This is a genomic window from Nocardia sp. NPDC005366, assembly GCF_040606855.1.
In the GTDB taxonomy this organism is placed as follows: Bacteria; Actinomycetota; Actinomycetes; order Mycobacteriales; family Mycobacteriaceae; genus Nocardia.
On record NZ_JBEXFQ010000069.1, the window covers coordinates 1 to 15,084 of the forward strand.

11 protein-coding genes and 2 pseudogenes are annotated in these 15,084 nt (G+C 62.2%); 10 read left to right on the forward strand and 3 right to left on the reverse strand.

All coding sequences use genetic code 11. From position 1 onward, the window contains the following. Positions 1–166: 166 nt before the first annotated feature. The 5 genes and pseudogenes from ABZS43_RS35845 to ABZS43_RS35865 all read left to right on the forward strand — a co-directional run. Positions 167–553: pseudogene (locus ABZS43_RS35845) on the forward strand (PIN domain nuclease); the annotation flags it as partial. 319 nt (positions 554–872) lie between these two features. Continuing rightward, positions 873–1,997: a hypothetical protein gene (locus ABZS43_RS35850; RefSeq protein WP_355040456.1), complete on the forward strand. Its 1,125-nt coding sequence runs from the start codon at positions 873–875 to the stop codon at positions 1,995–1,997. Positions 1,998–2,043: 46 nt separating this feature from the next. Further along, positions 2,044–2,631: a hypothetical protein gene (locus ABZS43_RS35855; RefSeq protein WP_355040457.1), complete on the forward strand. Its 588-nt coding sequence runs from the start codon at positions 2,044–2,046 to the stop codon at positions 2,629–2,631. Next, positions 2,628–3,065 carry a hypothetical protein gene (locus ABZS43_RS35860; RefSeq protein ID WP_355040458.1) on the forward strand — a complete coding sequence of 146 codons (438 nt, stop codon included), beginning with the start codon at positions 2,628–2,630 and terminating at the stop codon, positions 3,063–3,065. Before ABZS43_RS35855 ends, ABZS43_RS35860 begins: the two co-directional genes overlap by 4 nt. A gap of 37 nt (positions 3,066–3,102) precedes the next feature. Next, entirely contained in the window at positions 3,103–3,429 is a 327-nt protein-coding gene (locus ABZS43_RS35865; RefSeq protein ID WP_355040459.1) for a hypothetical protein, read from the forward strand. 260 nt (positions 3,430–3,689) lie between these two features. Here ABZS43_RS35865 and ABZS43_RS35870 read toward each other — a convergent pair whose 3' ends face one another. Both ABZS43_RS35870 and ABZS43_RS35875 read right to left on the reverse strand, forming a co-directional pair. Then, complete coding sequence (locus ABZS43_RS35870; protein ID WP_355040460.1) at positions 3,690–4,514, reverse strand: HEAT repeat domain-containing protein; 825 nt, start codon at positions 4,512–4,514, stop codon at positions 3,690–3,692. 255 nt (positions 4,515–4,769) lie between these two features. Further along, positions 4,770–8,480: an ATP-dependent RecD-like DNA helicase gene (locus ABZS43_RS35875; protein ID WP_355040461.1), complete on the reverse strand. Its 3,711-nt coding sequence runs from the start codon at positions 8,478–8,480 to the stop codon at positions 4,770–4,772. 343 nt (positions 8,481–8,823) lie between these two features. Between ABZS43_RS35875 and ABZS43_RS35880 the strand changes: the two genes are divergently transcribed. The 3 genes from ABZS43_RS35880 (at position 8,824) to ABZS43_RS35890 (ending at position 10,306) form a co-directional block, all read left to right on the forward strand. Beyond that, on the forward strand, positions 8,824–9,315 hold the full coding sequence (locus ABZS43_RS35880) for a hypothetical protein (RefSeq protein ID WP_355040462.1): 492 nt from the start codon (positions 8,824–8,826) through the stop codon (positions 9,313–9,315). Positions 9,316–9,360: 45 nt separating this feature from the next. Continuing rightward, positions 9,361–9,984 (forward strand): HEAT repeat domain-containing protein, encoded by a 624-nt coding sequence (locus ABZS43_RS35885; RefSeq protein ID WP_355040463.1) that lies wholly within the window; start codon positions 9,361–9,363, stop codon positions 9,982–9,984. A 103-nt stretch (positions 9,985–10,087) separates the two neighbouring features. After that, complete coding sequence (locus ABZS43_RS35890; protein ID WP_355040464.1) at positions 10,088–10,306, forward strand: hypothetical protein; 219 nt, start codon at positions 10,088–10,090, stop codon at positions 10,304–10,306. Positions 10,307–10,718: 412 nt separating this feature from the next. On the opposite strand, the gene ABZS43_RS35895 is transcribed toward ABZS43_RS35890, so the two are convergent. Then, a complete protein-coding gene (locus ABZS43_RS35895; RefSeq protein ID WP_355040465.1) occupies positions 10,719–11,162 on the reverse strand; it encodes a hypothetical protein in 444 nt (147 codons plus the stop codon). A 381-nt stretch (positions 11,163–11,543) separates the two neighbouring features. Between ABZS43_RS35895 and ABZS43_RS35900 the strand changes: the two genes are divergently transcribed. Both ABZS43_RS35900 and ABZS43_RS35905 read left to right on the forward strand, forming a co-directional pair. Continuing rightward, positions 11,544–13,184: an IS1634 family transposase gene (locus tag ABZS43_RS35900; protein WP_355040466.1), complete on the forward strand. Its 1,641-nt coding sequence runs from the start codon at positions 11,544–11,546 to the stop codon at positions 13,182–13,184. A gap of 279 nt (positions 13,185–13,463) precedes the next feature. Next, a pseudogene (locus tag ABZS43_RS35905) lies at positions 13,464–14,934 on the forward strand (IS1634 family transposase). The last annotated feature ends 150 nt before the right edge of the window (positions 14,935–15,084 follow it).

A 15,084-nucleotide genomic window follows, 5' to 3' on the forward strand; every position in this document is an offset into this window, starting at 1 on the left:
TACGCCAACGCGGCCACCCACTTTCACCGAACATGCCGATGGTGTGGCGCCGCTACGCGATGCCACACCATCACAGACTTCGAGACAGAACCTAGCCCATGAAGCGACCGCTAAAGCGATGTGGGAGGACGGCGGCTGGTCGCAGAATGTATGAGCCGCACGGTACCTGCTGGACCAGTTGGCTGGATTTGAATGCACGTCGAGGTGATGGACGCACGGGTCGGGCCGCTCACGGAACGCGGACTACTCGCCAACTGTGGGATAGCCGATCTCGAGGCCGGAGTATCGGCGGATCCCAGGAGTACCACCGGGCTCCGGGCGATGCTCGCCGTTATGGGCTGCTATACCTGACACGGATGAAGCATGGGAACGAGCCTGGCAGGTGCAAAAACAGCTGTGCGGGCGCAGCCTGCCCAGCAGTGTCAAGATTCCGGAACCGATCATTGCTGCCGTCGCTGAGCATCGCAGCCGGACTGTGCTCCACTACGATCACAATTTCGACCGAGTCGCCGAAATCACAGGCCAGCCGGTGGAGTGGGTTCTACCCCTTGGTGTCGCCGACTGTCGACTGACTGAGGAACGCAGCGTGCAGGTCTGGTCGTCACACGGACGGTTCCACCTGGAATCGTGCGATTCGGCAGGTCGTCGACGAATTCTATGAGCTGGGATCGGGCGACCTCCGTCCTCGGAACCCGAATTTGTTGACACATCGCCGCCAGCGGCGGGTCCGCCCTGGGATAGACTCGTGGTCGAGATCGTAAAGGGGGGGACCATGTTTCGACCGTACAGCGGCGTTATCCGGTGCAGTTCAGTCAGCCATCCAAACCACTACTCGACCCGACCCCGTCCGACTGGGAATCCGCGGAGTCGGCATGACTGACCTCAACGTCGAGGTGGCCAGCCTTGCGGGATTCAAATTGGACCTGCAAGACCTCGGCGCAACCCTCTCGTCGAATACCGCACGCCTGCTGCCAGCGGTAACGCTTCCCACCGGGGCGGCAGGGCTCATCGCCACGCTGACGCCATCCTTCGAGAAGTTTCGAAACGCGATATCTTCTGCGCAACAAGGGGATCTGGCTACCGTCAACACGCTGAGCGAGAATCTCGCCATTGCGGCGACGAGGTACCGAACAACCGACGACGCCTCCACGAACGCACTATCGGCGGCCTCGATGAACGCCTTCAGCGATACCGGTGTCGCGGGTCGATCCGACGACGGCGTCAAGCGATTCGGTGGTCTTCAGCTGCCGAGCCTCTCGGAGGTTCAGGAGAACCAATACACAGTCCGCGAGGTGGTGACGACCGCAATCGAACATGTTTCCGGCTACGACGAACCGTTGGGCGCAGCAATCGGCTTGAAGCCCGCGGCGGATTACCTCATCCCGCTGGTAGTCGACTGGGAGGCGTTGCAGGCCATCGGCAAGCGGATCGGCCTGCTCGGTATCAACGACTACGTGGCCTCCGAGAACATCATCGGTGGCACCAGGTGGTTGCGGAGCAGTTGGTCCGGGGATGCATCGCAAGCATTCGAGACGAGCGCGTCCACGCTCGGGCAATCGGTGGCCGAACGGAGCACCGACCTGGACATGGTGTCGAAGATCGTCGAGAACGGCGGCGCATGTCTTGAGCGCTTGGTTTACAACCAAGCAATGGGACTGGCGGGAGGGCTCTTGCAGTCGATGAGCTTTCTCGGCTTCAGCCTCCCGTTGGGTGACTGGGCTCAGCTGGTTGATCGACCCATTCGCGAATCGATCAAATCGGAGATTACCTCTGCGGTCGATTCTCTGAAGAAATCGGCGGAATCCAGAAGAGCTTCGATGACGACGATCATCGAGCGAATTTGCCGGGCAGTGGACTACGTACCGGGGCGTACTATCCCGTCGTTCAACGCGAGTGAATTCGAGATTTCCGACAAGGTGGTCGTGGATATCGGCACCATTCGGTACGGATTCGGCGACAACGTGTGGTGGGAGAACAGCATTGCATCCACCCCCTGACCCGGAAAAGCGCAACCAGGCGGCTTACGGATCCAAGTCCGGCATCATGGACAAGACCGAGTCCAGAACGTACAAGACGCTCGACGCCACGATCGCGATGGAATTTTTCGACAGCTCCGGATACAATTTTTCCCGCGATCTGTTCGCCTTCTACCTGTCGAATCCCGGCCCGACTTCCGAGTATCCGATAAAGAACGAATACTTCCTGAAGGTTATCAACACCGAAAACGTGAAGTCCGTGATTTCGAAATGCTTGGACTCGATCATCGAACAGGCGCGACGTGACCCGCAGGTGGGGATCATGCGGGAACTCACCTCCGACTGGCAGGAAGGTGGCCCGACCGACGATCCGGATGTCAAATTCTCCATCGGCCACTTCTCGGTTTCCGTAGGAAGCGATACTATCGTTCGCGAGTCTGCCGAGGGTCTTCGCGCCGAAATAAAGTACAAGGTATATATCTGGGACTACTACAACTTCGACACCCACACCTGGGTGCCCTTCGGGAACGTGAAGGAAAATATCGCCAACGATATCGGTAACCATATGAGACAGCTCGAGGAGGCTGGGTGGGCTCGGAGTTTCGTCACCAGGGGAGAATCTTCATCGGTCGAGACCCGGACTCAGGCATTGTGACGGGGGTACTTCGCGGTCGGCTATTTCAGGTCATATTCCTTGGGGTCGTCCTGATATTTCCTTGCGGCTGCTCGAATAACGCAGCCGACCTGCGCTCTATCGCCGCGTGTGGTGAACTAAAATTCCCGGCCGGCACCGAACTGGTCGAATACGACAACCTGATACTCTTTGGCGATCAAGTATCAGTGGCAATCGTCGACATGCCATCCGGCAAGATTGCCGAGTTCAAGCGAGAATCAAAACTCGATCGATTCGAACCTGGAGTTCCGGACGACTGGAAGGAATACTGGCGCGGCAGTGATAATTTCGACATGATCGAGTCCGGTGCCGGAAACGAGCACTTGGAAGAAGCGCACCGGCTCCCGAGCAGATGGGTTGTTGTTCATGACCTCGAAGGCGACTCCAGCCGAGTCTTCATCAGAGCGGCGTGTTGACCTGGCAGGCAGCGCTGAGCGACGGCGGATGACACGCATGGAGAGTGGTCGTCCGCTCGCGGCGGTGATTCGCGGAGTCCAGGCCATCAGCGGACTTGCTATCGGCGCGCTGACGGGCTTCTACGTCTTTCCGTGGATCGTTTATAAACCGCTACGAGCATTCGGGCTGACTGATCATGATGGGCCTGCTCGAACAGTGGGCTATTGGACGAGCTGGATCGTCGTGTTCATGGTGCTGTCGGGGGTCTGTATCGCGGCGGCCGTCAACAAACATTCGCGCTGGTTCGGGGTCGCCGCCACGGCATCGTTCGCGCCGATCGCGCTGATGGTTGCCACTGTCTTCATCGCATTGGATTCCTACTAGTGGGGCGTCGTATGCACGACGCCGATCAAGCGGTAGGGCGTGGTGGGGTCGCTCTCGACGGGCCCGGCCCGCCTACTGCGTCCTGTGCCAGCGACGTGGTTCGATCGAACCCCATTCCTTGAGCCAGTTGGCGATGGTTGCCGTCTCCACACCGACGGTTCCATCTGGAATCGTGTGATGCTGCGCATCGACGACGAATTTTGTGCGCCGGGATCAGGCGACCTCCATCCTCGGTCCGGCCCGGAATGGATATCGAGTTTCTAGGCGTCTCCGATTCGGGTGTGTTCGGCAAGTTGCTGTCGCACCCTGTTCGCATGCACGGCTTCCCGGGGCCAGCGCAATGCGATCACGTCGACCAGTGCGCGAATTCTGTCGCGGTCCCTCGGAAGGGTCGGCGGGCGTGGACGATCCAACATGGTGCTGAAATCATTGAGCAGCAGACTGGACTGGAATTCATCGACGGTAGCCGACCAATGCTCGACGATGTCGAGCTGGTCGCCGAAGCCGAGCCGATATGCGGCGAGTCTTACTTGGAGACCGATGTCCGGGTCGTCCCCGAGGTCGCGTAGCAGAATTTCGGCATCGTCGTGCGACAGATATCCCCCAGCCATTCCGAGTGAATGGACGGCGTACCTGCGGACTTCGATCAATTCATCGGTCTCACGTACGCAGGCGACCAGCGCGGCAACCGAGACCTCGGGGTAGATGCCGAGTGCTTCGGCGGCCGATGCGCGCACTATCCATTCCGGGTCTGTTCGCATTCTCTCGATCAGGACCGGCGCGGCGGGTAGGAAGCGCAGCTTGGCAAGCGATTCGGCTGCTTCGTTTCGCACCAGGTCATCCGAATCGGACAGCAGTCGCACGAGTCGTGGCCCGACGACCTCGATATCGTCGCCACCGAGGAATCCCGCTGCGCGTGCGGCCTCGCTGCGTACCATTTCGTCCTCGGCGTCGAAAAGCCCGAGGACATGGGCCAGCTTGCGCTTATCCGAGTTCTTGATCAGTTGTATCAGCCCCTGCACCTGTTTCTCGGGGTCGCCGGATGCAAGGGCCGAAAGTATTGCTTCCTCGTTTTCCAAATCCATATACCCTCCAATTGTCGAATTGCTAGCGCGCGCCGATGAACCACAGGTCACGGATGCCGTGAAGCAGGTCTTGGCGCGGTACCGGGAGATCTGAACGGGCACAGGCAATTCGGCCAGAGGGGCGAAACTGAGGCCCATCAGCGCCAACAGCGGGTAAGAAGAAGGACCCTCGGGTCGGTCGACGGTAACGACAGCAAAGCCGACACGCGGCAACCACATCGCGCAGCAGCCCCGGCCACCGCAGCCGCCTCGTGACTACCGCAGCCGCTTCGGAAGAGCCTTCTTCGCCGGCATTTTCTTTGCCGGAGTGAGCGGTGCGCCGAGCACTTGTTGCGCACGCTGTCGCCAGGCAGGAACATCGACGCCGCCCCGGTCGTCGGTCCATACCAACGTTCCTTCAGGTCCGCCGCCGTCGTGTATCGGAAGCACGCCGTTGTCGCGGTACCACTGCTTCTTCGCTTCCCAATTCGCCGCGTACCGCGGGTTGTCGAGCATGCCCAGGTGTTCCCAGATGATGCGATCCCCCGTGGTGGTTTCGATGGTGAAGTCCGGGTAACGGACGGTTCCGTCGGTTCCAGCCATCTCTTGCTCGTATACCCACCGACCCGGTGCCACCGATTCGAGGATGTCGGCCAATATGACCTCGTTCTTGCTGCGCACCAGGACGCCGCTGCCTGTGACGTGGACCAGGTTCGAATCGACCCGGTGGCTGGTTCCGGCGACGAGGATCTGCTGCGGAGCCGGTGCGCGGAAGAGATCGGTCAGGCGTGACGCGGTCTCGGATGCGGACGGCCCGGCCGATATTCGCAGATCCTCGACCGCGCCATCATGCAGAATCACCACCCGGTCGGTGTGCCGTGTCAGCGCGGTATAGAGCAGTTCCCTCGATACTCGCGTCCTGGACGGCAGGATCAAGAAGGTCATGCCGAACTCTGATCCCTGTGATTTGTGAACGGTCACCGCCCAGGCGAGTTCGAGCGGGGGATCCTCGGACGAGGACGGCCAGTAACTATAGGTAAATCCCACCTGGGACGAGTACTCGACTTTGGCTGGGAGGTTCTTCTTCTGGTTGAGCCGCCCGACGACGACACCGATCTCCCCGTTGGCGACGTAGTCGAGACCGCCTTTCGGCCATGCGGACATCTTGGTGTTGCGGGTGTGCATGACCTTGTCGCCACGCACGATCAGCTCGGGGCCGATCGGTTTGGGGATGTTCCACTTCCGCGTCTTGGCGGCGAATTCGGTATCGCGGGTGCGGAAGGTGCGCTTGAGGTGCCTGTTCAGCTCGACGCTGCCGAACTGACGAGACCGGGTGGGGGTCAACACCTGCCATTGCTCCGATCGTGACCCGGCTCCATCCTTCCCGGGCTCCCAGTTCAGATAGGGGTCATTCCAGACGCCGCCGTAGGTGAGCGCGAACGCGGTCTCCGGGTCGGGATGGCTGTCGAAGTCGAGTTCCTCGTGAAGGAGATCGATGAGAGTCCGCTCGGGGCTGCGGCCTGCCCAGCTCACATGGCGGACTGTGCCCAAGTCCGGCGTACGGCGCAGTTTTTCCCAGATGGCGTCGTCGTCGGGGCCGAGTTCGTCGCCGCCGAACCATTTCGCCAGCGCGAGATCGGCGCGTCCGAGGCCGCCCTGCCGACGAGTCACCTGCAGCTCGACGTAACCGGGACCGACGCGTTCTACCGAGGGGAACCGCTCCGGGCGCAGATGGTGAACGAGGTCGACGAATGGACGGCCAGGGCCGATGGGCGGGAGTTGTCGTGGATCTCCCACCAGTACGAGCCTTTTGATGCTGGAGAAGGAATCCAGGGTGGCGGCCAGCATCTCCTCGGTGAGCATGGAAGCTTCGTCGATCACCACCAGCTCTGCTCGCTCGCGTGTCGACGACTCGTTCGTGGTGCGGTACAGCCCGCTACTTCCGTCGTAGCGCCCGGATCGACTCAGATGGCTGGCCAGGGTTCGGGCCGGATATTCGACCTTCTGCTGTAGCTGGACCCGCGCTTTTCCAGTGGGAGCGAGCAAGATCGGTGCACTGCCCGCGACCCCGGGAAGGGATACCAAGGCTCGCAGCAGCGTGGTCTTTCCGGTACCCGCCGGGCCGATGAGGACCGAGAGCGGAGACGCGTAGAGCTCTTCGAGTCCCGCCGCCTTCTCACGCCGTGCCGCTTCCTCTTCGAGGTCCGCACCCACGGGATCCTTGATGATGGCGTCGATGACGGAGCGTGCCTGGGCCAGCGAACCGAAGCGTTTGGACCCCAGCCTCGGGCTGATCCAGGTGCGGATCACCTCGGCCACGTCGGCCAGGCGTATCAGCTTGTAGGCCGGAACATCCTCTCCCACGGAGGTTCCGAGCAGAGGCGTCCAGTCCTCGCTGTCTGCGAGAGCTCGCGCGTCCAAATCCTGCCCTAGCAACACATCCTCGCTGAGCACACACGACGTGGCCATCGGAACGTGGGCCGCTCGGGCAACCGCCTCGCTCTGGGGAAGTACCGTGTTCCCCTCGGCTGCCGCGCGTTCGAGGACATCGACCAGCATGGCTTCGACGCGACGCCGATCGAGGTGATCGTCCATCTGTGCCTGCTCAGGCAGTGGAGGGGACCACAATACGTGCTCCGGCGGGAAACAAGCCCGGTCGATCGTCGTGAACGGAATGTGCCTCGGATCGGTATACGTGCAGATCGCCGCGTAATACGGATTGGCGAGGAACTCGTCGAGTGTCAGCGCGACATCGGTATCACCATTCATGATCATGGAGACCTGTTCGGCAGCGATGTCGAACGCCGACAGCGCGCGCAGTGCTTCACGTCGAGTCTGCGGCAGCTTCATCCAGACCTTGCCGATCGACGGCCCGATCGCGGAGCGCACGTTCTCGGGAAACGCGGCAGGGTCGGCGAATCCGGCCTCGAGAAACCTCCACGGATCGCCGTCTTCCGGGACGCTCGACAGCACCTGACGTGCTACCCCGTGGGCGGATCGCACGTCCAGGTGGGCCAGTACGGAACCGAGTCCGGGAGTGGGGCCGCGCAACTGCCACAGACGGCTCAGCTGGGCGTCTATCCATTGCGCCGCATGTGCGGGAACCTCGATGCCCAGAGCGGTCATCCCTCGGGCCGCGGCGGACAGGCTGAGCAGCGACTCGATCGCGGCGTCGTCGGACACATGCTCGGTCACATACGAGAACTCGACATCCCGGCCCTCCGGCGCCCACGCCAATGCGGCGTCGACATCCACGCCTGCGTCGAGCAATCCGACGAGCTGCTGGTAGGGAAGCAGGATCCCGTCTCTCATATCCGGTCTCAGGCTGTGACCGACCGCGGTTTCCCACATCGACGAATCGAACGGCGGATTGCCGCGTTGTCGCCACATATCGGGCAGCGAGACGCTCGTGACGCGAGCGGCGCCGACAAGAAGTCTGCGGGTACTGCTCTCCTGGAACGGAGAGTGTTTGAGATAGGCGAAGACCAGTGATTCACCGGCGGACACCGGCTCGAAGAAGGAGCGGATGATCGCCTGCTGATTCTGCCCATCCATGACCCAGCTCGGCGTGAACCCGAGAAGTGTCCCGATCCGATCCTCCGCGTCAGGTGTGTAGTCGGTGCGCCACTGCGGCCAGATATCGCCTTCGAAGGTGTCCCGGTTCAGCCAGCGGAACGGGATCGACTCGAATGCGTAGCCCGGCATGGCGACGGGCGTCGGCTCCAGAGCGCCGTTCAACTTCTTGTGCGACGCGTAGGGGTGCGTTTTCGTCACGGTGTAGCCGTGGCCGGACATGAACGTCGCCCGCTCGTTCAGACACGGCAACTGCTCCGCGATCAGGTTCTCCATCGGTGCGCCCGCGTTCGCGCTCTCGTACTCGTCGAGTCGACTGTCCCCGATGTTCTTCAGCAAGATGCACGACGAATTGTCCAGCGGGCGGTCGCACAGGTGTCCGTCCCACGCCCGATCTCGCCACGGAACACGCATGGACAAGTGTTGGATCGGTGCCATTCACACACTGTGCCACGAAGATCGCGGCCAGGCCGTCCGTTCGCGGAGGAGTAGCGGATCTTTCGGTCGAGGTAGGCATGTCTGTGGGCCGCCGAGGTGCTGCGGTTGCGTTGGACAACAGGGTCGGAGCTGAATTCCCAGGCATCGCAACGGTTCCGCCCGAACAGGCATTCGGCGGTCGAAGTGCACGACAGGTTGCGAGGAAGCCGTGTGGACTATCCTTCACGGTTGAGTCGGTGACTGTGCCGACACTGGTGAAACTGTCGGGGGCAGAGTCGTGGGACGGAATTCGCCGAGAGCGGGCCTGGGTGCGGCGATAATGGCCCTGTCCGTCTCGGCCTGCGGGTTGGTCGGGGATTACGAGGAATCCCAGCGCACCGTGGGCGAACAGTGCGACCGGACCCGGGCCTTCTTCTCGGCCACGCTGAGGGTGACAGGCGCCGAGATCCGCTGGAGTGATTACGATTCGAGCGAAGCGGTAGGTAAATCGGCCTACTGTGTCCTGTGGTCGGATTCCTCGGTCCTGATCGGGTCGACCATGGTCTGGGCGTTGCGGAAGGGGGAGACGGCGCGGGCCCATATATCCGAGGATCCGCTGTTTCGTCCCTTGGACGGATACGGCAATGACGTGTGGCTGAAACGGGACCTCGACGGGACACGATTCGCGGTGGTGGCCGGTCGGTGGCAAGGCGATCTGACAGTGAACACGGGGCGAGCGTTCACTGCGGAAGGACAACTCGAGATGTCGGAGGAGCTGGAACGTCAGTCCGTGGAGTTCCTCATCGAACTGACCGAGTACATCGGTAGTTGACCGCGGAATGGTCATTATCAAGCACGTGACCATGGACTTCACCAGTTGACCGCAACCGACGACGCAGCCGCCACCGCACTACTGGCCGACTACCACCGGGCCGGGGGTTACGGCGCGACCATCCCGGACATCTCGACCCAACCCAGTATCACCACCGCGGCGATCACCGTGCTGGCCCAGTGGCTCGCCGAACTCGAAACACGCTGGCCCGGACCCGAAACCGAAGGCCGTGAACTGACCCGACTCACGCTCGCCAACGCCCTGGGACGCAAAGAGGCCCGCACAACCCCCGTGGTTCCGGCGTTGATCTCTCAATTCGACACCGCCAAGCACACCAGCATGCGCGCCCGATGGGCCGCGGGCAACGCCCTGTACAACATCCCGGCCGAACCCACCTATTTCGATGAACTCGCCGCCATCGCAGGCAACCGGGAATTCGGGCAAGAACGTCAGATGGTCGTGTTGTGGCTCGGCAAATGCCGCCGCTCTCATGCCGTCGAGATAGCGGCCGCCCAACTCGATGATGAGACCGTCCAAGGGCACGCACTCGAGGCGCTGTCCACACTGCGCGCACAAGGAATCCGCGACCTGGTCGAACCGTTCCTGGACTCGAAGAACAAATGGCACCGGCGCAGCGCCGAACGAATCATCCGCTACGACCAGAGCTGACACCCGTGCTATCCGCTACGCACGCATAGACAAAGTGTTGGATCGATGCCATTCACACCCTTCCGTGGAATACCCGAACCCGCTGCCTGAAATATCTCGAAATATGCTGCAGAAGGTATCGGGTTCCGGCAAAGACAAAGCCAGCGATGCGCCGAGCTGGGCAAAGGGCAAGGCGCCCTACGTGGGAGAAAGCGGGAAAGCTTATGCTCGCCGACTGATGGACGAGCATTATGGACCTGGCAATTGGGAGGGTGCGGGTCCCAACAGCGAGTTCAACAAGATCAAGAAATATGGCGACCGAAGCTGGAAGAATCCGAACTAGAGAATGCAGGAGGTGCCAGTGAGTCACATCTACGTACTAGACCATTGGTATGAATTGGACGACGGCACCGACGTTGTCAGAACAATAGGGATTTATTCCACCGAACGCAAGGCCGAAGATGCCGCGGAGCAGATGAAGGAACTACCGGGATTCCGCGACCGTCCCGACTGCTTTCACATAGACCAATACACTATAGGCAAAGATCACTGGACAGAGGGATTCTTCACCCCGGACTAATAGGCCAAAGGAGATTCGATGGAATCACTCTTTCTTCTCGAGCACGTACGTCGAATTGGCGATGGTGCAGACGATCGTAAACGCATCGGTATATACGAGTCGGAAACTGATGCCCGGAATGCGATCGACCGACTTCGCTCGCAGCCAGGATTCTGCGACTATCCCGACGACTTTGTTATCCAACCCTATGAGATAGATAGAGGCTATTGGACTGAAGGCTACGACAACAGTAACGAAATACAGTGACCCCGTTACAGCACGCATTTTGGACGTGACCTGCCTCGACGAACGCCGTCCCGAGCACGCGCATCAGTGCGAGATCGGGGATGTCGAAGGTCTCGGCGTCCTGTTCCCACGGCGCGACCTCCACCGTCACTTCGCCGAACTCGATGCCGGTGACCTCCGCGTCCTCGAACATGCCGGCCTGCCATTCGGTGACCACATGCGCGTGGTCGGCCTGGAAGTACGAGATGGGCGCGAACATCGAATCCGGCTCGTCGCCGTCGAAAATCTCGATGGGATGAACCACTTGGATGTGGGCCTCGACCACCCGCGGTGGCGAATATGAATCGTCGGCTTCGAAGAAGAGCCGGTTCGCCGGTCGCCAGGTGTTCACCACAGAGAACTCAGTCACGGCACGCGCTACAGACGCGCACCGACAACTGGCGTAAATGCTTGATTCACGACGAATTTGCGGAGTCGAATGATCGACTGGCCGGACCGCCAGGGCTGGGGCGCACGCCGGATCATCGCCGACGATGGCAGTGCGGCATCGGGGTTCAGCGCTCCGTCACCGCAGCCAGCGACGTCGCGACAGCGGCATCCGGACGTCGCGACAGCGGCATCCGGCGAGTCGACCTCGATCGCCCTTCGACCTGACTTGGGCCACCTGAGTTTGTTCAGGTCAACGGGTTTCGGCTGACTGCACCGCGCTGACCAGGCATGACGGTTGTGGGGATGGTGGATTTCACGCACTAACCGGCCGGTAGAGTCGGGGTTCGTGGCGTTCATCCGGCGGGTCCGCACAGCGTCCGGCGCGACCGCGGTCCAGGTCGCCGAATACACCAGCGGCCGCCGTCAACGCATCATCGCCCACATCGGGTCCGCCCACACCGACGCCGAACTCGGCATCCTGCTCGCCCGCGCCCGGGAACTGGTCGAAGACCGTGACCAGGGCCAACTCGACCTCGGTCTGGAACCGGTTCAGCCGCGTACGGCCCTGATCGGCGTACCAGCGGCCCCGACGGACACCCTGTTCGAGACCACGCCGACCACCGCGTCGCCGGCTGGACCCGTCAGCCCGGGGCGGGTCACGGGCACCAGTTCCCGACTGCTGTTCGGTTCTCTGGCAACGGTTTACGACTCACTCGGCTTCACCACCGCCGTCGCCGACGACGTGTTCCGCGACCTCGTCATCGCGCGGCTGGTCGAGCCGACCTCGCTGGCCGACACCGGCCGGGTCCTCACCGAGATGGGCCGCGAACCCGCCTCCTACTCCACCCTGCGCCGCACGCTGGGCCGCGCCGTCAGCGCCGCCGATGGCTATCGCGACCGGATCGCCGAGGCGTGCTTCACCCACGCCACGACCAGCGGTGACGTGTCGCTGTGCCTCTACGACGTGACGACCCTGTATTTCGAGGCGGAGAAAGAAGACCAGCTCCGCAAGGTCGGCTACAGCAAGGAACGCCGCGTCGACCCGCAGATCGTGGTCGGATTGCTGGTCGACCGGAACGGATTCCCTTTGGAGATAGGCTGTTTCGAGGGCAACAAGGCCGAGAAACACACGGTCGTGCCGATCGTGCGGCAGTTCCAGGCACGGCACCGGCTCGAGTCGTTCGTGATCGTCGCTGACGCCGGCATGCTGTCAGCGGAGAACCTGACCGCTCTCGACGACGCCGATCTGCGGTTCATCGTCGGATCCCGCGTCACCAAAGCCCCGATCGATCTGGAGTCCCACTTCCACTGGCATGGAGAGATATTCACCGACGGGCAGGTCATCGACACCGTCACCCCCAAACGCGGCGCGAACCTCGACAACAGTCCCTCGGTTCGCGCCGAACCGGTCTGGGACCCCGGCACCCATCCCGGATCGTGGCGGGCGGTCTGGGCCTACTCGACCAAACGCTGCCTCCGCGACAACCGCACCCTCAACGTCCAGGAAACCCGGGCGCGCGAGGTGATCGCGGGCGAGAAGACCGACCGGGCACCGCGGTTCGTGAAGAACAGCAAGGCCGGCAAGCCCCTCGACGAGGCCGCGCTCGCTCGGGCCCGCCGCCTGGCGGGCTTGAAAGGCTATGTGACCAACCTGCCGGTCGACATGATGGGCGCGGGTGAGGTGATCGGCTCCTACCACGATCTTTGGCATGTCGAGCAGTCGTTTCGCATGTCGAAGACCGATCTCGCCGCGCGGCCCATGTTCGCGCGGACCAGGGACGCGATCGAAGCTCATTTGACGATCGTGTTCACCGCGTTGGCGGTCGCACGCACCGCGCAGGACCGGACCGGTGAGAGCATCCGGGCAATCGTGCGGCGGCTACGGGTCCTGCGGTCGGCGACGATCACGATCAACGGCGCCGAGCAGACCTTCGACCCGCACATCCCGGCCGATGAGCAGGCACTTCTGGCAGCGATGCGGGGCTGACGTCACGCACTAAGCCAAATGAACAAACTCGGGTGCGGCATCGGGGTTCAGCGCTCCGTCACCGCAGCCAGCGACGTCGCGACAGCGGCATCCGGCGAGTCGACCTCGATCGCCCTTCGACCTGACTTGGGCCACGTTTCTGGCTTGACGGTGGGTGCGGGTTCTTGACCTGCTGTTCTTCGGTGTGTGGGGGTTGGGATTTGCGCACTGAACCTCGGTTCGTAGGGTGCGCGGGTGGCTTATGTGCGCACGGTGAGGACTGCTTCGGGCGCGACCGCGGTGCAGATAGTGTGGTCCTCGCGAAGAGGGTCGCGGTCGATCGAGCATCTTGGATCGGCCCATAGCGCCGCGGAGGTCGAGGCGTTGAAAGCCGCTGCAGCGCAGCGGCTGGCCGAAGGTCAGCACGCGCTGGATCTGGGCCTGGACGCCGCTGTCGGCGGTGGCGGGCCGCTCGAGATCACCAGCTCGCGGGCCGGTCATTTGTGGGAAGCGTTGTGTCATGCCTGGCGGGTGCTGGGGTTCGATCGCGTTCTCGGTGGTGATGAGGTGCTGCGGGATCTGGTGCTGGCCAGGATCATCGAGCCGACGAGCAAGGCTGGGGCGGTGCGGGTGCTTGCCGAGACCGGGGTCGGATCGCCGTCCTACCGCACGATCAAACGCCGCCTGCCTGTCATCGCGCAACCCGCTGTCCGACAGGCGTTTTCGGCAGCTTGTGCCGCTCATGCCGGGCTGGGGTCCGGCGTCGCTGGTGCTCTACGATGTCTCGACCCTCTACTTCGAAACCGATGCCGGTGACGGGTTCCGTGAGCCCGGGTTCTCCAAAGAACGTCGGTTGGAGCCTCAGATCACGATCGGACTGCTCACCGACGCATCCGGGTTTCCGTTGATGGTGGAGGCGTTCGAGGGCAACAAGGCCGAGACCGCGACGATGCTACCGGTGATCAACGCGTTCAAGGCCGCGCACCGGCTCACCGATGTCACCGTTGTCGCCGACGCGGGCATGATCTCCGAAGCCAACCAGGTCGCCATCGCGGCGGCCGGTCTGTCATTCATCCTCGGCACCAAGATCCCGTATCTGCCTGATGTGGTCGGTGAATGGCGTCGCGACCACCCCGGCGAACCCATTCCCGACGGCTTGGTGCTCACCCAGCCGTGGCCATCAACGAGCCGCGAGAGGGCCCGCGGCATCCCGGACCGGGTTATCTACTACCAGTACCGCGACGACAGAGCCCGCCGCACCCTGCGCGGTATCGACGAGCAAATCGCCAAGGCACAGAAGGCCGTCGACGGGAAGGCCCCGGTCAAACGCAACCGGTTCATCAAGCTGACCGGCGCAAACAAATCCGTCAACCGGCAGCTGGAAGCCAAGAACCAGGCGCTGGCGGGATGGAAGGGCTACACCACCAACCTCACCAGCCAGACCTCGCAGTTCGTCATCGACGCCTACCACCAGCTCTGGCACATCGAGAAGAGCTTCCGCATGTCAAAGCACGATTTACAGGCCAGACCGATCTACCACCACAAACGCGAATCCATCGATGCTCACCTGACGATTGTGTTCGCCGCTATGGCCGTCAGTGGGTGGATCGAATCCCAAACAGGCTGGAGCATAAAGAAATTCGTGCGCACCACCCGCCGCTACCGCACCGTCCACATCAAAGCCGGCAAAGCCACACTCACCGCCGCCGATCCCTTACCCAACGACCTCACCGCAGCCCTCACCAAAATCCGAAGCCACACTACGCACTAAAATGGCCCGAGTCGGGGATACCTGGCCAATCCATCTGCGGCAAACGATCTGGGTGGGGAGTGTCCAATTAACGGCGGATCTCAATAGTCAAGGGAGAGAAGCCAAGTGACTGATACGACCGAGGTGCGCGCGGAGGCCGGGGAGTCCCCG